The 13,903-nt window shown below is 69.8% G+C and carries 23 protein-coding genes; 7 read left to right on the plus strand and 16 right to left on the minus strand.

Features of this window, described 5'->3' with window-relative positions:
* Window positions 1–14: 14 nt before the first annotated feature.
* From ACIA79_RS03530 to ACIA79_RS03595, 14 genes are all read right to left on the minus strand, one after another.
* Window positions 15–824 (minus strand): recombinase RecT, encoded by an 810-nt coding sequence (locus ACIA79_RS03530; RefSeq protein ID WP_399426469.1) that lies wholly within the window; start codon window positions 822–824, stop codon window positions 15–17.
* Window positions 821–1,099 (minus strand): hypothetical protein, encoded by a 279-nt coding sequence (locus ACIA79_RS03535; RefSeq protein ID WP_399426470.1) that lies wholly within the window; start codon window positions 1,097–1,099, stop codon window positions 821–823. The genes ACIA79_RS03530 and ACIA79_RS03535 overlap by 4 nt, the downstream gene beginning before the upstream one ends.
* A complete protein-coding gene (locus tag ACIA79_RS03540) occupies window positions 1,099–2,001 on the minus strand; it encodes a YqaJ viral recombinase family protein (RefSeq protein ID WP_399426471.1) in 903 nt (300 codons plus the stop codon). Before ACIA79_RS03540 ends, ACIA79_RS03535 begins: the two co-directional genes overlap by 1 nt.
* Window positions 1,998–2,252: a hypothetical protein gene (locus tag ACIA79_RS03545; protein ID WP_399426472.1), complete on the minus strand. Its 255-nt coding sequence runs from the start codon at window positions 2,250–2,252 to the stop codon at window positions 1,998–2,000. The genes ACIA79_RS03540 and ACIA79_RS03545 overlap by 4 nt, the downstream gene beginning before the upstream one ends.
* A gap of 75 nt (window positions 2,253–2,327) precedes the next feature.
* The gene (locus ACIA79_RS03550) at window positions 2,328–2,687 is read right to left on the minus strand and encodes a hypothetical protein (RefSeq protein ID WP_399426473.1); all 360 of its coding nucleotides are present in this window, start codon (window positions 2,685–2,687) and stop codon (window positions 2,328–2,330) included.
* 64 nt (window positions 2,688–2,751) lie between these two features.
* Window positions 2,752–2,907 (minus strand): hypothetical protein, encoded by a 156-nt coding sequence (locus ACIA79_RS03555; RefSeq protein WP_399426474.1) that lies wholly within the window; start codon window positions 2,905–2,907, stop codon window positions 2,752–2,754.
* A complete protein-coding gene (locus tag ACIA79_RS03560) occupies window positions 2,900–3,157 on the minus strand; it encodes a hypothetical protein (RefSeq protein WP_399426475.1) in 258 nt (85 codons plus the stop codon). The genes ACIA79_RS03555 and ACIA79_RS03560 overlap by 8 nt, the downstream gene beginning before the upstream one ends.
* A gap of 94 nt (window positions 3,158–3,251) precedes the next feature.
* Window positions 3,252–3,455, minus strand: coding sequence for a hypothetical protein (locus ACIA79_RS03565; protein ID WP_399426476.1), 204 nt, complete (start codon window positions 3,453–3,455; stop codon window positions 3,252–3,254).
* A complete protein-coding gene (locus ACIA79_RS03570; protein WP_399426477.1) occupies window positions 3,452–4,234 on the minus strand; it encodes a hypothetical protein in 783 nt (260 codons plus the stop codon). Before ACIA79_RS03570 ends, ACIA79_RS03565 begins: the two co-directional genes overlap by 4 nt.
* Complete coding sequence (locus ACIA79_RS03575; protein WP_399426478.1) at window positions 4,231–4,497, minus strand: hypothetical protein; 267 nt, start codon at window positions 4,495–4,497, stop codon at window positions 4,231–4,233. Before ACIA79_RS03575 ends, ACIA79_RS03570 begins: the two co-directional genes overlap by 4 nt.
* Window positions 4,494–4,799 carry a hypothetical protein gene (locus ACIA79_RS03580; RefSeq protein ID WP_399426479.1) on the minus strand — a complete coding sequence of 102 codons (306 nt, stop codon included), beginning with the start codon at window positions 4,797–4,799 and terminating at the stop codon, window positions 4,494–4,496. The genes ACIA79_RS03575 and ACIA79_RS03580 overlap by 4 nt, the downstream gene beginning before the upstream one ends.
* Window positions 4,796–5,005, minus strand: coding sequence for a hypothetical protein (locus ACIA79_RS03585; RefSeq protein ID WP_399426742.1), 210 nt, complete (start codon window positions 5,003–5,005; stop codon window positions 4,796–4,798). The genes ACIA79_RS03580 and ACIA79_RS03585 overlap by 4 nt, the downstream gene beginning before the upstream one ends.
* Window positions 5,006–5,184: 179 nt before the next feature.
* Window positions 5,185–5,427: a hypothetical protein gene (locus ACIA79_RS03590; protein ID WP_399426480.1), complete on the minus strand. Its 243-nt coding sequence runs from the start codon at window positions 5,425–5,427 to the stop codon at window positions 5,185–5,187.
* 63 nt (window positions 5,428–5,490) lie between these two features.
* Window positions 5,491–5,739: a helix-turn-helix domain-containing protein gene (locus ACIA79_RS03595; RefSeq protein ID WP_399426481.1), complete on the minus strand. Its 249-nt coding sequence runs from the start codon at window positions 5,737–5,739 to the stop codon at window positions 5,491–5,493.
* 240 nt (window positions 5,740–5,979) lie between these two features.
* Here ACIA79_RS03595 and ACIA79_RS03600 point away from each other — a divergent pair, with 240 nt between their 5' ends.
* Window positions 5,980–6,327, plus strand: a complete 348-nt coding sequence (locus tag ACIA79_RS03600) for a helix-turn-helix domain-containing protein (RefSeq protein ID WP_399426482.1) — start codon at window positions 5,980–5,982, stop codon at window positions 6,325–6,327.
* A 644-nt stretch (window positions 6,328–6,971) separates the two neighbouring features.
* Window positions 6,972–7,994 (plus strand): tyrosine-type recombinase/integrase, encoded by a 1,023-nt coding sequence (locus ACIA79_RS03605; protein WP_399426483.1) that lies wholly within the window; start codon window positions 6,972–6,974, stop codon window positions 7,992–7,994.
* Window positions 7,995–8,141: 147 nt separating this feature from the next.
* Here ACIA79_RS03605 and ACIA79_RS03610 read toward each other — a convergent pair whose 3' ends face one another.
* A complete protein-coding gene (locus ACIA79_RS03610; RefSeq protein WP_399426484.1) occupies window positions 8,142–8,510 on the minus strand; it encodes a helix-turn-helix domain-containing protein in 369 nt (122 codons plus the stop codon).
* Window positions 8,507–8,794, minus strand: a complete 288-nt coding sequence (locus tag ACIA79_RS03615) for a hypothetical protein (RefSeq protein WP_399426485.1) — start codon at window positions 8,792–8,794, stop codon at window positions 8,507–8,509. The genes ACIA79_RS03610 and ACIA79_RS03615 overlap by 4 nt, the downstream gene beginning before the upstream one ends.
* A 120-nt stretch (window positions 8,795–8,914) precedes the next feature.
* Here ACIA79_RS03615 and ACIA79_RS03620 point away from each other — a divergent pair, with 120 nt between their 5' ends.
* The 5 genes from ACIA79_RS03620 (at window position 8,915) to ACIA79_RS03640 (ending at window position 13,901) form a co-directional block, all read left to right on the plus strand.
* The gene (locus ACIA79_RS03620) at window positions 8,915–10,030 is read left to right on the plus strand and encodes a lytic transglycosylase domain-containing protein (protein WP_399426486.1); all 1,116 of its coding nucleotides are present in this window, start codon (window positions 8,915–8,917) and stop codon (window positions 10,028–10,030) included.
* Between the two features lie 54 nt (window positions 10,031–10,084).
* Window positions 10,085–11,155 carry a sigma-70 family RNA polymerase sigma factor gene (locus ACIA79_RS03625; RefSeq protein WP_399426487.1) on the plus strand — a complete coding sequence of 357 codons (1,071 nt, stop codon included), beginning with the start codon at window positions 10,085–10,087 and terminating at the stop codon, window positions 11,153–11,155.
* Window positions 11,156–11,325: 170 nt separating this feature from the next.
* Window positions 11,326–12,324, plus strand: coding sequence for an ABC transporter ATP-binding protein (locus ACIA79_RS03630; RefSeq protein WP_399426488.1), 999 nt, complete (start codon window positions 11,326–11,328; stop codon window positions 12,322–12,324).
* Window positions 12,321–13,091, plus strand: coding sequence for an MlaE family ABC transporter permease (locus ACIA79_RS03635; RefSeq protein ID WP_399426489.1), 771 nt, complete (start codon window positions 12,321–12,323; stop codon window positions 13,089–13,091). Before ACIA79_RS03630 ends, ACIA79_RS03635 begins: the two co-directional genes overlap by 4 nt.
* A gap of 6 nt (window positions 13,092–13,097) precedes the next feature.
* Complete coding sequence (locus ACIA79_RS03640; RefSeq protein WP_399426490.1) at window positions 13,098–13,901, plus strand: MlaE family ABC transporter permease; 804 nt, start codon at window positions 13,098–13,100, stop codon at window positions 13,899–13,901.
* Window positions 13,902–13,903: the final 2 nt, after the last annotated feature.

Consider the following 13,903-nt stretch of genomic DNA (forward strand, 5'->3'; position numbering starts at 1 on the left):
GCGGCCGGGTTCTGCTAGTCGACGAGCTCGCCCTCGATCGGGTCGTCGTAGTCGCCGTCGGTGGAGCCGGGCGACGGGGCGGGGATGGTGGCCAGCTGCTCAGGGGCTTCGGCGGCGACTTCCTTCGCGGCACGCAGCTGCTCGCGCATGTACTCGGCCGACGTCGGCACCCACTTCGTGAGCCGGTGGGCGGCCGTCTTCATCCACATCGCTTCCTCGTCCGTGTTCCACGGGGACCAGGACTTGTCGGCACTGTCGGACTTGGCCCTCGCCTTGGCGATGTGGCCCTTGTTGAGGACGACGACCTTGGAGGTGGCCCCGTCCTTCATGACGGCGTAGGCGTAGGCGAGGCGGAGCTCGCCGCGGTCTTCGAGGTCCCAGTCGATGTCGTGCTGGGGCCGCTCGTCGACGCCGGGCTTGTACGTGAACGTGTCTCGGGTGCGGACGACTTCGACGATGACGGAGGACACGGCGCCGGCCCGGTACATGAGCTCAATCTCGCCCTGGTAGCCGCGGACGCCGGTGACCTCGGTGCACCGCTTGCTCTTGTTCCAGCGGGGGACGAGGTAGTACTGCTCGGTGCCGGGTTCGAGGCCGAGCCGGGCGGCGTCCATGAGGACGGCGAGGAACTGGCCGACGTCGTTCTGTGCGGCTTCCATGAGCTTGGGGTCGCGGCGGAGCATGCCTTGGGTGGTGCGGACCCAGGCGCCGACGCGGGCCTGGAGGTGGCTGGGCATGACGAGGGCGAAGCTGTCGCGGTACTGCTCGATGACGGCGCCGGGCGAGGTGTCGCGGGTCGCTATGACGTTGCCGATCTGGCTCATCGGTTCTCCTGGGGCTGTGCGGTGGAGTAGGTGACGCGGGCGGTGCGGGTGCGGAGGACGCGGTTAACGGTTTCGCTGACGGCCTTGCGGAGCTCTTCGATGAGTTCCTGTCGGACGTCGTCGGTGAGGTTGTCTCCGGTGGCGACGTGTACGGCTGCCTCCCAGTCGCCGGTGACCGACTGGAATCCGAAGGAGGGCCCGACGAGAAGGTCGGCGGCGTCGATGGCGGCCTCCCACTCGCGGATGGTCGCGGGCCGCAGGTGGTGGTTGGCCATCAGCTGGTGCTCCTGTAGGGCTGGAGGGCGAGGGTGGTGCCGTCGGGGTTGACGGTTCGGTAGGCGATGCGGCGGCCTTCGCAGACGGCGCGGTAGCCGTCGCCGATCCAGTCGAGGACTTCGCCGCGGACCTTGGTGAGCTCGGTCGCGGCCTGCTGGTGCGCTGCGTAGGCGTCGTCCCAGCGGATGACGAGGCCGAAGGGGATCTCGACGTCGCGGTCTTCGCGGCCGGCGGGCTGGACGCGGATGGTCTGGTAGGTGGCGTCGGCCCCGTCGATGTCGGGCCGGTTGCCCTGGCGGACGTCGTCGAGGAACCGCTCGGCAGCGTCGCGGAGGATCTTCGCGTCGCTTGGGTCGTACTCGATGACGTACTCGCGGTAGTCCCACCCGCCGATGAGGACGGCGACGTGGCACACCTGCAGGCCGAGGGTGTCGAGCTGCCACTGGACCTGGCACCGGTAGTAGACGGGGATCTCGTCGCTGCCGGACGGGCCCCAGTCGTCGCCGAACGGCGACGTCTTCACCTCCAGCAGCTCGACGACCTTGCCGCGACTCGTGTAGGCGAGACGGTCCGGGGTGGCTCGCTGCCAGTCCCGGTCGGCGTGCCGCCAGGTGCCGGCGGCCTCGATGCCGTAGCCGTCGTGTCCGTCGAGCCACTTCTGGGCGACGGCCTCTTCGAGGCGGTTGCCCCACTCCATGGCAGGCGACGGCTCGAACGGCGGGGTGGGCAGGCCGGCCTTCTTGTGCCACAGGCTGAAGCGCGACTGCCACGGTGAGAGGCCGACGACGGCGGCGATCTCGGTGGCGGTGATGCACAGCCCGCCGCGGGCCTGCTCCCACTCCGGCGTCCCGGGCGTGTAGCTGCCCAGCAACACACCGGTCGGGGTCTCGACGGTCGTCACGCGGCCACCTCGCCGCGGGCGATGGTCTTCAGCTGGTCGATCCCGTCGTCGTGGTACTTGGCGAGGCGGACGGCGGCGACAAGCTCCGGGTAGACCTCGACGAGCTGCGAGGCGTTCACGAGGTCCGCGCACTCGATCGCGCAGATGAGATGGCGCCTGAAACGACCAGGCTGCGCGCCGCCGTCGTGGCCGAACATGAACAGCACATGCCGGGCGGTTTCGGTGGTGATGGTGGGCTCGGTGGTGTCCATGTGCCCTCCTCAAGGGTGTGGTGGGTGGGGCCCTCGGCGGTGTGGCGGGTGTCGAGGGCCTGGGTGGGGTGGGTGTCAGGCGGCGGCTTGGGGGTCTTTGGAGCTGACGAAGATGCCGGGTGTCTCGTAGGTGATGCGCTCGTACAGATCGGTGATGTCGAGGCTGGTGTCGGCGCGGAGCTCGTCGGCGGATCGGGTCCAGTCGGTGAAGTCGGCGATGGTCTGCGCGATGAACTCGGCGTCGTGCTCGTCCTGGCAGGCAGCGATGAGGAGGCCGGAGTGGTGGGCGACCCGCCAGTGGTCGTGGCCTAGCCCGGAGCAGTGGGCGACGTCCGGGATCTCGTAGACGAGGAGGCCAGGCACGGGCTCGGTGGCGTCGACGGTGTACCGCTGGCTGACGTCGCGAACCGGGACGGTGTGCTGGATGACGCGCATGGTTCTCTCCAGGAGGTGGTGCGCCGGGTCGGGGGCCGGTGCCATCCGCCGGCCCGGCGAGCTGTTAGGTGTGCCGGACGGGGCCGGCGACGGGCGCGTCCCAGAGGGGCCGGACGTTGATCGGCTGGGTGGCCTGGTCGGCGCCGTGGCTGGTGTCGCGCACCGCGGGCGGCACGTCGACCGCCTCCCGGCTGGCGAGCTGGGCGAGGCGGTCAGCCACGGTGCACCTCACCGTCGCCGAAGTCGCAACCGCCGGTGTGCGCAGCCGCCTTGATGCACTGGCGACCGTGGGCCGACTCGGCGATGTCGCACCGCTCGACGAGGACCATGCCGCGCGGGATGCCCGCGTCACGGGTCGCTGCGGCGAGGGCGAGCGTCGCGTGGACCTGCGCCTCAGCGACGCTCCGGTCAGTGCGGTACTCGTCCCGCAAGAGGCGCTCGGCCTTGCGGTAGTGCTCGGGTCCGGTCATCGGGTTCCCCCAGTGGGTTTCGAGAGGTGGCGCCCCAGTGCGAGGAGCGCGATGGATGCGGCGGCTGCGGCGGCGACGGCCGTCCAGGCGGCGGTCACCGCGGGTCCCCGTACAGGTCGTCGGGGATGTCGACGAAGCCGGCCAGTATCGACGCGACGGTGTCGGGGTCGGTGATCCAGGCGGGCACGCGGCGCGGGGCCAGGTCCAGGGCGCGGAGCAGTAGGTCCCCGACCGGGGCCGGTATGACCGGCAGCTCCGACAGCAACTCCGACACCACCGTGTCCGTGCGGGGCGTCATGAGACGGCCGCCTTGGTAGTCGGAGTGGCGAGCTGCTGCAGGCCGTAGCGACGGACCTTGTCGTACCGGCGGATGCCCGCGACGACCGCGTGGCAGGCCCACAGGAACCACCAGTCGTAGTCGCGGAGGTCCCACTCGGAGACGTCGTCGAAGTTGAAGCCAGCGACGCGATCAATGCTGACCTTGTGCTGGGTCCCGTTCTCCTTGCGGTGCTGGTCCCGCCAGCGAGCCGCTTCCCACGTAGCGCCGACCTGAGGGCCGCTCTTGCCGCACGTGCACTTCGGCATGTACTTGGCGCCGTACTCGAACTCGTACAGGACGCGTCGCGCCTCGTCCTCGGTCTCCAGGTACTCGCTGCCCAGTACGTCCTCGTGGACGGCCTTGCCGATACCGCGCGGCGCCCAGCCCTCACGGATGCCTTCGACGACGCGCTCCTTGACGAGTCGCTCGACGATCTCCCGGTCGTACTTGGTGACGCTGTCGCGGTCGCTGGCCAGCTTCTCCGACCAGTACTGCGGGTTGATGTCGATGGAGCCGTCACGCCGGAGGCCGGTGCGGAAGAACTGGAGCATGTCGTCCATGCGGCGGAAGACGTAGCTCTCACCGTCGCCGGAGAACACGAGCTGACCCGGGGTGGTGATGATCTCGAACCAGTAGAAGCCGTGGCCGGGGGTCCTGAAGAGCAGGTGCCGGTACAGCCCTTCGTCGTGGAGGACGGTCATCTGGTGGCCGGCGGTCTCCCGCTCGAAGCGGGCGGCGATCTCCGGGTAGTCGGTCATGTCGTACCTCCGGCGGTCTCGTTGCGGGCGGCGGATCGGGTGGCCTTGCACTCGTCGATCCGGTGGGCTAGCCACGCGTCCCACTCCGGATCGCCGGACTCGGTCGACACGGGCGCGTCGGGGTGGGTGACGAGGTACACGTCGAGGGCGTAGGCGATCCGGTCGGACGGCGAGTGCGAGTGAGCCCTCGCGTCACGCAGCAGCGCCTCCGCGGCCACCCGCTCGGCCGGCACGTCCAGGCGGGAAAGGTCGGCGGCAGTCATCGCGCACCGCCCTTCGGCTCGTCCCCGGCGGTGCTGCCCTGCGAGGCGGCCATGGCGAGGTCGCGGATCCGGAGCTCCGCCGAGTAGAGCCCAGCGGCGTGCCTGTGGTCCGGCTCCTGCCGCTGCATCTCCCGAAGCTCATCGGCGGCGTTAGCCAGCGCCTCGGCGCGGGCGGCGCGGCGTCCCGCCTCGAAGCCCTGCTGCTGTGCCTCACCGAGCGCGTGGGAGAGGACCTCCCTCGCCTGCCGCTCGCCATAGCCGACGTTGATCAGAGCCTGGATTACGCTCTCGCGGGCGCTCATGCCGCCACCGCCTTTACGATCAGGCCCGGGTTGTGGGCGGCGAGCGTCTTGTTCGCGCGGTGCAGCTCGGAGAGGGCCTGCTCGCGGTCGGCCTGGTCCTCGTGCCGCAGCAGCGCCGCACCGACCGGGGCGTGGAAGCGAGCCGCGTCCGACGCCGCGAACTCCGCGTCGGCCACCGTCTGCATGACGGCCATGGGCAGGCACATCGCGGTCCGGGTGGCGACAGCGTCCGGCACCGGCACGGGCACCAGGGACGGGATCAGGGAATGGGATACTCGGGACACTGGGTCCTCTTCTCTCTCGCAGTCTGGTTGCGTGTAGAGGGGTGGATCTAGGAGGGCCGTCTGCCGGTGTGTGAGAGCCCGGCGGCGGCCCGCACAGCCGACTAAGCGGCGATGGGGGTGGCTGGCTCCGCTTCAGCGGGGATGCCGAGGTACTTGGCCGTGCGGCCAACGTGGTAGCGGATGGTGCGACGACTGCTGCCTGCTGGAGCGAGATTGACGACGCACTGCTCGACGAACTGCGGGTCGTTTTCCAGGCGGTCGCGCACCCAGAAGTCGCTGACCTTGAGCCACTCCTTCAGCTCCGCCTTGGTGATCAGCGGTGTGGGGGTGATGCGCTGGTCCACGACGCCTCCTTTCAGTGAATGTGGAAATAGATCCGATGGATGTGGAACGCGCAGGCATGAGAATCACGCCGTAGCGTCAGTGAAGAGCTTGTCGATGGGCTCCTCGAGCGCCCGGGCGACCAGATCGCATGACCGGTCTTCGAACCGGTCACGCCCGCTGGGCCCGGTGGAGACCATGTGGCCGATGGTGCTGGGCTTTATGCCGTAGCCGGCCGGGTCGGCTTGCTTGGTCTTCTCGGCGAGGCGCTCGATGGACAGACCGGCCGTCGCCATCGCGTCGCGAATGGGCTGACCGTTGTCCCGTCTGTGCATGTGGGTGCCCCCTTTGGTGGCCGAGAGGTAGCGCCGCGTGACCGAATGTGGAAGCCTGGTCGGCGGCTTGTTTCCACATTCAACGCTCAATGTGGATAGATGTCAAGGGATGCGAGACGTGACTAGGGGGCTTTGCCAGGGATTCTGCATATGCCGGACGTCCACATGCGGAAATCAAAGCAGGTCAGGTGTGGTGCAGCGACTTGTGGGGAATGTGGATGATGACCCATGCTTCTACATGTGGATGACCTGGCTGCCCTCATCGAGCGCGTGATGGACGAGAAGGATTGGACGCTGTCCACCCTCGCCCGCCGCTCCGGCATCTCCACATCCACCCTGCACTCATGGAAGAGCGGCGAACGCGGGACGGGCAGCCGAGGACCGAGTCCGGCCCTCTTGCGCAAGTTCGCCGACGGCGCCGGCCTGCCGGTAGCGACAGTCTTCGAAGCCGCCGGACGCCACGTCCCCGCCGCCATGGACGACGAGTCCGAACGCCGCTTTCTGCACATGCTCCGCGCGTTGGACGAGTCTGACCGGTCTGTGCTTGAGGCGACGATGCAGGCGATGATTGAGCGTCAACGCTCCTGAAAATATGGGTAGGTAGGGCAACCCTAACCACCTTCACATTGCAGCCACCAATCTCGCTGGCATCCTTCACGCGCGGTAGTTGACCGATGTAACGTCGAGATTCCGCCGTACCTCCACCTGCGGCCGGTCCGTTCGTCAGCCGTGTCTTCATGGGGGCTCCATGTGCGCAACTGTCGTTGCGGGGGACATCGATCCGGCGGCACCTGTCTGGGACCGAGACCAGGTGTCCATCGTCATAGCGCGAAACCTCGACTACTTCCAGGCCCTTCAGCAGATCAGAGCCCTACTCGCCTTCCTCGGCGCCCCGCAAGACGGGCCCGGTGCTTCATGCTGGTGCGGGGACCACGTGGTGATCCCCGCAGGGATATGCAGCATCCCCACACAGCGAACCACCCTTCAGTGCCAGGAGGTTCATCGTGCCGGCTAAGGCCAGAAACAACCCGCGCCAGGTCCGGGTCAAGACCTGTGGATGCAAGCACTGCACAGCTAAGTACCGGCCAGGAGAGGAGCCCACCCGGAAAGACTGCACCGGGGGCTGGCAGGCCCGGTACAGAGATCCAGCCGGCAGGCAGCGGGCGAAGACGTTCACCGGCCAAGGGGCCCGCCGCAAGGCGGAAGCGTTTCTAGACAAGGTGAGAGACCAGGTGCGCAGCGGTAGCTTCGTCGACCTGGACCGGGGCCAGCTGACACTTGCCCAGTGGCAGCCTCAGTGGTGGGCGACACTGCGCATTGGCGACAACACCCGGGAGACGGCGACCAGCGTGTGGACGCGCCACGTGCAGCCGCATTTTGGGGACTGGCCGCTCGTCGCGATCGGACACCTGGACGTCGAAGCCTGGGTTGCGCAGCTCGCCTCCAAGGTCGGGCCAGCGACCGTCGAGAAGGCATTCCAGATGCTCGACCGGATGATGGGGGCGGCAGTGAGGGACCGCCGCATCATGCACAACCCGTGCGACGGGGTACGGCTACCGAAGGGCCGGCCGAGGCATCCGGACGACCTGATGCCGCCGACCTACGACCAGCTTGCGGCGATCCGGGAGCAGATGCCGTCGCACTTCCACGCGATGCTCGTCGTAGCCGAGGAGACGGGGCTGCGCTGGGGCGAGCTGGTCGGACTGCGGCGCTGCAACGTTGACCTGGAGGGTGCCGCACTGCAGGTGCGGGAGACGGTCATCCAGGTGCGCGGTGTCCCTCAACGGAAGGCGTACCCGAAGTCGCTCGCCGGGAGCCGGACGGTACCCCTGTCGGCGAGGGCGGTACACGCCCTGAAGACGCACCTGGAGCAGCATCCGGCGTCGGCTGCCCGAACGGCTCCGACGAGCGGCATGCACGCTGAGGAACTTGTCTTCCGCGGCCGCCGTGGCGGGGTGCTGGGGCGGAGCAATTTCTGGCGGCTATGGGTGCCTGCGGCGGAGGCAGCGGGCGTTGCTCGCCGGACGAAGAATCCGGTGACGGGGCGGCTTGAGTGCTGGCCACACTTCCACGACATCCGGCACGCCTTCGCGTCCCGGCTGCACAGCCTGGGCGTTCCGGAGGCAGACGCTCAGAAAATCTTGGGGCATGAGCGCGGCGCGAAAGTCACCTGGCTATACACGCATGCAAGCGCGAACTCCGTGAGTAGCGTGCGTGCGGCGCTGGACGGCGGCGGCCTGCGGGTGGTCTCGTAGTGGAGTCCGCGTGGAGTCCACAACACGTCCACGCGTCCACATGACCCCACATCGCTTCACATCAAGAACCCGCAGCACCAGAACCCGCCCTGACCTGCGGGTTTCCATCTCGCAGGGCTTTCACCTCGGTGGATATAGGGTCCTTAATCAGGCACCCTTCTCCCTGTTCAAGTAGTTGTAGACGGTGAAGCGGCTGACACCCAGCGCGCTCGCCACCGTCTCCACGCCATGGCGCACCGAGAAGGCCCCACGCGCCTCCAGGGTACGCACGACGGACTGCTTCACCTTGCGGTCCAGCTGGGACAGCGGCATTCCATGGCGCCGCTCCATGGCGGCCAGGATGCGCTCCAGGGAGTCGGCGAGCTGCGGAAGCCGTACGGCGAGGACGTCCTCGCCCTCCCAGGCGAGCACGACATCGTCGGCCCCGGCCTCCTCGGGCCGCAGGATCTCCGCGCCCATCGCGTCCACCAGCGGTTTCACCGCGGTGACCAGGGGGTGGTCTCCCGGCTCGGTCACTTGTCGTCCTCCCCGGCCCCCGGGACTGCCCCGGACTCGGTCTCGCCGATTACGTTGACCTGCAGCGATACCCGAGTGGCACCCGCGCCCAGAGCCCGGCGGAGCAGTGCGCCGACCGCGGTGAGCACCGCGTCCGCGCCGCCTTCGGCGGTGTTGCCGAACGGCCCCACGTCCACGGCGTCGAGATCGGCCGCCTCGATGACCTCACGGGCCACCACCGCGTGCTCCGGGGCCTCCTCCAGATCGAAGGGCTCTGTCGTGAACTCCACTCTCAGTCGCTGCATGCCCCCACGGTATGCAATCGCGGCGACCGCGTGCGACGGACGGGGGCTACTGGCCCGTAGAGGAGGTGACAGGACGGTCGCACGGGTCGACAGGGAGGGGCGCACACCATGAAATACGCCGTGAAAGCAGCGCACAGGGGCAAGGCGGTCCGGGGAACGGTGGCCGCCGCGGCGGCGATGGCGGCGCTGACCGCGTCGCAGGCGCCGGGGGCCTCGGCGTCGGCCTCGGCCCCGGCGGCCCGGGAGGAGGCCCCGGCCGCGTCCGGGGCGAGCGTCTCCGGCGATGCTCCGTACCACACGGAGCTGCCACCGCTGCGGACACCGGGCGCGAACGCGACGGAGAAGGGACGCGCATCGGCCCGGCGGGGCGCGGCCGCGGCGACGGGCGGCGGCACGCTGCCGGCCACCGTGTTCGCGGCCTACCGGAAGGCGGAGGAGAGGCTGGCGGACAGCACGCCCGCCTGCGGCCTGCGCTGGCAGCTGCTGGCGGCGATCGGCCAGGTGGAGTCGGGGCACGCCCGCGGCGGCCGGGTGGGCGCGGACGGCACGACCCTGACACCCATCCTCGGACCGCGCCTGGACGGCAACGGGTTCGCGCTGATCAGGGACACGGACGGCGGCGCGTACGACGGGGACGTGGTGTACGACAGGGCCGTGGGGCCCATGCAGTTCATCCCCTCGACCTGGGCGGTCTGGGGCGCCGATGCCAACGGGGACGGCGTCGCCCATCCCGGCAACGTCCACGACGCGGCGCTGTCGGCGGGGCGTTACCTGTGTGCGGACGGACGAAACCTCTCCGACCCGTACGACCTGGAGCGGGCGATCCTCGGGTACAACCGCTCGTCCGCCTACCTGCGTACGGTCCGGGCCTGGTTCGCGTACTTCCTGGGGGGCCACCGGGTGGTTCCGGATCCGGCGGCGGCAGCGGTGCGGCCGGAAGCCTCGCTGTCGAAGGCGCCGGCCCGCCCGGCCGGTCGGGGCGACGACGGGCGCGGCGCCCCACCCTCCCCCGCGCCGTCGCGCAAGCCCGCGCCCGCCCCCGCGCCTTCCTCGTCGTCGGCCCCGCCCTCGTCACCCTCTCCCTCGGCACCGGCCTCGCCGGCTCGTCCCGGCGCACCTTCGGAACCCGTCCTTCCGGTTCCGGATGTCGAGGTCGTCCTGCCTGGTGGGCCCGTCGGCAACGGTACGGACTCGATGGCCGCCACCTCCTCCACAACTCCGGATACCGAGCGGTAATGTCGCGCTCCCCGCGGGCGTCAGGGGCCGGCGGGTGAGCGCGAAGGGGCCCTCATGGCTACGGACATGCATGCACGGTCGGACGATGACCGGTGGCAGCGGGCGTGGAGCCACCGCGAGCACCTGCTCAGGGTGGCCCGCCGCAGGTCCATGAGCCCGGAGGACGCCGAGGACGCCGTTCACGAGGCGATGCTGCGGGCCGCCGAGCAGCCTCACCTCGACGACGAGCGCCTCGGCGCCTGGCTGACGACGGTGACCATGCGGCTGTGCGTCGACCGCCACCGGCAGGTCCGCCGCGAGGCCGACCCCGGCCGGGCCGCCGCACTGCTCCCGCCGGGCCCGGCCCCGGTCGACGAGCTGGTGTGCGACCGGGCCGAGGCGAAGTGGCTGGCCCGGCGCAGCGGCGAGCTGCCCGCCCGGCAGGCCGAAGCGCTGTGGCTCAAGTCGGAGGACCTGGACGTCGGACAGGTCGCGCACAAGATGGGCCTGAGCTACCGCACGGTCGAGTCCCTGCTGGCCCGGGCCCGGCGTACGCTGCGCAACTCGCTGGCCGCCACGCTGGCCCTGCTGCTGTGGCTGTGTGGGCGCGGCCGCCCGCGCGGAGCGGGCAACGCCCACGTGGTGGCCGCGGCCTCGACGGCGGCGACGCTGGCCGTGGCCGGCTTCGTGGCGCCGTACGCCCACGACTGGTCACAGGGCGGGCCCTCGCCCTCGCCGGTCACGTCCGGGGTGACCGGCGTGCACACCGCCGACGGAGCCCGCCCGCCGCTGTCCTCCACGACCGCCTCGGCGACCTCGGAGCGGCGCCCCGGGCCGGACACGCAGAGCGGTGCCCCGTCGTCGCCCCCGCTGCTCCCGAAGCCGGCGATCCCCTCCCTCCCGGCGCTGCCGGAGGTGCCGGCGGTACCCGAGGTGCCCGAGGTTCCGGGCATGCCGGGCGTACCGGACGTGCCGGAGGTCGCCGTCCCCTCCGTACCGTCCCTGCCGTCGGGGAACGTCACCACACTGGACACGCCCTCCGCGCCCGCCGCGCCACCGGTGCCCGTGGCGGAGCCGCCGGCGCTTCCGGTGGACGTACCGGATCCGTGGGACACCTCCGTCGGCCTGCCCGCCGGCGGTCGATGACCTGGGGCGGCTCCCCCGCGCTCTCGAAGGTCACCGCCCGGTCACTCCCCGACGTCCGGTCACCGCGGATTCCCGCCCCGTAGAAAAATTTCCGACTCGTCGCGACGGACGGGCCGCCCCTCCCCGTAGAGCAGGTGTCGGAGCTGCTCCACGGCTGAAGGGTGAACCGGATGGGTGTCGAGATCTGCGTGGAAGGACTGACGAAGTCCTTCGGCCACCAGGTCATCTGGCAGGACGTCTCACTGACGCTGCCCGCCGGGGAGATCTCGGTCATGCTCGGCCCCTCGGGCACGGGCAAGTCCGTGTTCCTCAAGACGCTCGTCGGGCTGCTGAAGCCCGAACGGGGGTCGATCGTGATCGCGGGCCAGGACATCACCACGCTCCGCGAGCACGACCTGTACGAGGTGCGGAAGCTCTTCGGCGTCCTCTTCCAGGACGGCGCGCTGTTCGGGTCGATGAACCTGTACGACAACATCGCCTTCCCGCTGCGGGAGCACACCCGCAAACCGGAGAGCGAGGTCCGGCGGATCGTCCTCGAGAAGATGGACATGGTCGGGCTGATCGGCGCCGAGGAGAAGCTGCCCGGCGAGATATCCGGCGGTATGCGCAAGCGGGCCGGTCTGGCCCGGGCGCTGGTCCTCGATCCGGAGATCATCCTCTTCGACGAACCGGACTCGGGACTCGACCCGGTGCGGGTGGCGTACCTGAACCAGCTGATCGTCGACCTCAACGCCCAGATCGACGCGACCTTCCTGATCGTCACGCACGACATCGCCTCCGCCCGCCAGGTCCCGGACAACATCGGGCTGTTGTTCCGCCGCGAGCTGGTGATGTTCGGGCCCCGCGAAAAGCTGCTGACCAGCGACGAACCGGTCGTACGGCAGTTCTTGGGCGGCCGGATGCAGGGGCCGATCGGCATGGCGGAGGAGAAGGACGCCGCGCAGGTCGCGCAGGAGCTGGCCGAGATCGACGACGACGCCGCGGAGACGCTGATGACGCCCCGGCTGCTGCCCACCTCCGGCGTCGAACGCCCGCCCCGCTGGGAAGCGATCGCCCGCCGAGAGCAGCAGCGGGAGCAGGAGCGGCAGGAACAGCGGGAGCAACAGCGGCAGCCGGAGCGCCGGCAGGAGCGGCAGCAGAAGGACGAGCAGGGGGCGACCGCCCAGTGAGCCTCTCCCCCATCGGCGCCCTGCGGCAGTCCGGCAGCCTCTTCGCGATGGCCCTGGACGTGCTGCGCACGCTCCCCCGGCGGCCTTTCCAGGTGCGGGAGTTCATCCAGCAGGCCTGGTTCATCGCGAGCGTGACCATCCTGCCGACCGCCCTGGTCTCCATCCCGTTCGGCGCGGTCATCGCCCTCCAGATCGGCAGCCTCACCCGCCAGCTCGGCGCCCAGTCGTTCTCGGGCGCCGCCTCCGTGCTCGCCGTGCTGCGCGAGGCGTCTCCGATCGTCACCGCGCTGCTGATCGCGGGGGCGGGCGGCACGGCGATCTGCGCCGATCTCGGGGCGCGCAAGATCCGCGAGGAGATCGACGCGATGCAGGTGCTGGGCATCGACCCGATCCACCGGTTGGTGGTCCCCAGAGTCCTGGCGTCGATGCTGGTGGCGGTCCTCCTCAACGGTCTCGTCTCGGTCGTCGGCGTGGCCGGCGGCTACTTCTTCAACGTCGTGCTCCAGAACGGCACGCCCGGCGCGTACCTCGCCTCCTTCACCTCCCTCGCGCAGATCTCCGACCTGTGGGCGGCCGAGTTCAAGGCCCTGGTCTTCGGCGCGATCTCGGCGATCGTCGCCTCGTACAAGGGGCTGACGGCGAAGGGCGGCCCGAAAGGCGTCGGCGACGCCGTGAACCAGTCCGTGGTGATCACCTTCATGTTGCTGTTCGTGACGAACTTCGTACTGACCGCCGTGTACTTCCAAGTCGTTCCGCAGAGGGGGTGAGGACGTATGGCCCTGTTGCAACGCCTGGAGGAGCTGGGCGCCCAACTCGTCTTCTACGGCCGCTCACTGGCGTGGACCGGGCGCACCCTGCGCCGCTACAAGAAGGAGGTCCTCAGGCTGCTGGCCGAGGTGAGCTTCGGCCGGGGCGCGCTCGCGGTGGTCGGCGGCACGGTCGGCGTCATCGCCTTCCTGTCCTTCTTCACCGGCACGGAGGTGGGACTCCAGGGGTACGCGGCGCTCAACCAGCTCGGCACGTCGAACTTCGTGGCGTTCCTCTCCGCGTACTTCAACACCCGGGAGATCGCCCCGCTGGTGGCCGGGCTCGCGCTGTCGGCGACCGTCGGCGCCGGATTCACCGCCCAGTTGGGCGCGATGCGGATCAGTGAGGAGACGGACGCGCTGGAGGTGATGGGCGTCCCGTCCCTCCCGTTCCTCGTCACGACGCGGATGATCGCCGGTTTCGTGGCGGTCATCCCGCTGTACGTGGTCGGGCTGCTGTCCTCGTACTTCGCCGCCCGAACCATCACCACCGGCTACTACGGCCAGTCGGCGGGCACGTACGACCACTACTTCCAGCAGTACCTGCCTCCGGTGGACGTCCTGTGGTCCTTCGGCAAGGTGATCGTCTTCGCCGTCGTGATCATCCTGGTGCACTGCTACTACGGCTACTACGCGAGCGGCGGCCCCGCCGGTGTCGGTGTCGCGGTGGGCCGGGGTGTGCGGACGTCCATCGTCGCCATCAACGTCCTGGACTTCTTCCTCAGCCTGGCGATCTGGGGCGCCAGCACGACCGTACGGATTGCGGGGTAGGG

Origin of the sequence: Streptomyces sp. NPDC051310 (genome assembly GCF_044455245.1) — a bacterium.
Lineage (GTDB): Bacteria > Actinomycetota > Actinomycetes > Streptomycetales > Streptomycetaceae > Streptomyces.

Coding starts and splice junctions, on each gene's coding strand:
- ACIA79_RS03530 (WP_399426469.1), bottom strand. CDS start 824: ATGAGCCAGATCGGCAACGTCATAGCGACCCGCGACACCTCGCCCGGC.
- ACIA79_RS03535 (WP_399426470.1), bottom strand. CDS start 1,099: ATGGCCAACCACCACCTGCGGCCCGCGACCATCCGCGAGTGGGAGGCC.
- ACIA79_RS03545 (WP_399426472.1), bottom strand. CDS start 2,252: ATGGACACCACCGAGCCCACCATCACCACCGAAACCGCCCGGCATGTG.
- ACIA79_RS03550 (WP_399426473.1), bottom strand. CDS start 2,687: ATGCGCGTCATCCAGCACACCGTCCCGGTTCGCGACGTCAGCCAGCGG.
- ACIA79_RS03560 (WP_399426475.1), bottom strand. CDS start 3,157: ATGACCGGACCCGAGCACTACCGCAAGGCCGAGCGCCTCTTGCGGGAC.
- ACIA79_RS03565 (WP_399426476.1), bottom strand. CDS start 3,455: ATGACGCCCCGCACGGACACGGTGGTGTCGGAGTTGCTGTCGGAGCTG.
- ACIA79_RS03570 (WP_399426477.1), bottom strand. CDS start 4,234: ATGACCGACTACCCGGAGATCGCCGCCCGCTTCGAGCGGGAGACCGCC.
- ACIA79_RS03575 (WP_399426478.1), bottom strand. CDS start 4,497: ATGACTGCCGCCGACCTTTCCCGCCTGGACGTGCCGGCCGAGCGGGTG.
- ACIA79_RS03580 (WP_399426479.1), bottom strand. CDS start 4,799: ATGAGCGCCCGCGAGAGCGTAATCCAGGCTCTGATCAACGTCGGCTAT.
- ACIA79_RS03585 (WP_399426742.1), bottom strand. CDS start 5,005: ATGTGCCTGCCCATGGCCGTCATGCAGACGGTGGCCGACGCGGAGTTC.
- ACIA79_RS03595 (WP_399426481.1), bottom strand. CDS start 5,739: ATGCACAGACGGGACAACGGTCAGCCCATTCGCGACGCGATGGCGACG.
- ACIA79_RS03615 (WP_399426485.1), bottom strand. CDS start 8,794: ATGCAGCGACTGAGAGTGGAGTTCACGACAGAGCCCTTCGATCTGGAG.
- ACIA79_RS03625 (WP_399426487.1), top strand. CDS start 10,085: ATGGCTACGGACATGCATGCACGGTCGGACGATGACCGGTGGCAGCGG.
- ACIA79_RS03630 (WP_399426488.1), top strand. CDS start 11,326: ATGGGTGTCGAGATCTGCGTGGAAGGACTGACGAAGTCCTTCGGCCAC.
- ACIA79_RS03640 (WP_399426490.1), top strand. CDS start 13,098: ATGGCCCTGTTGCAACGCCTGGAGGAGCTGGGCGCCCAACTCGTCTTC.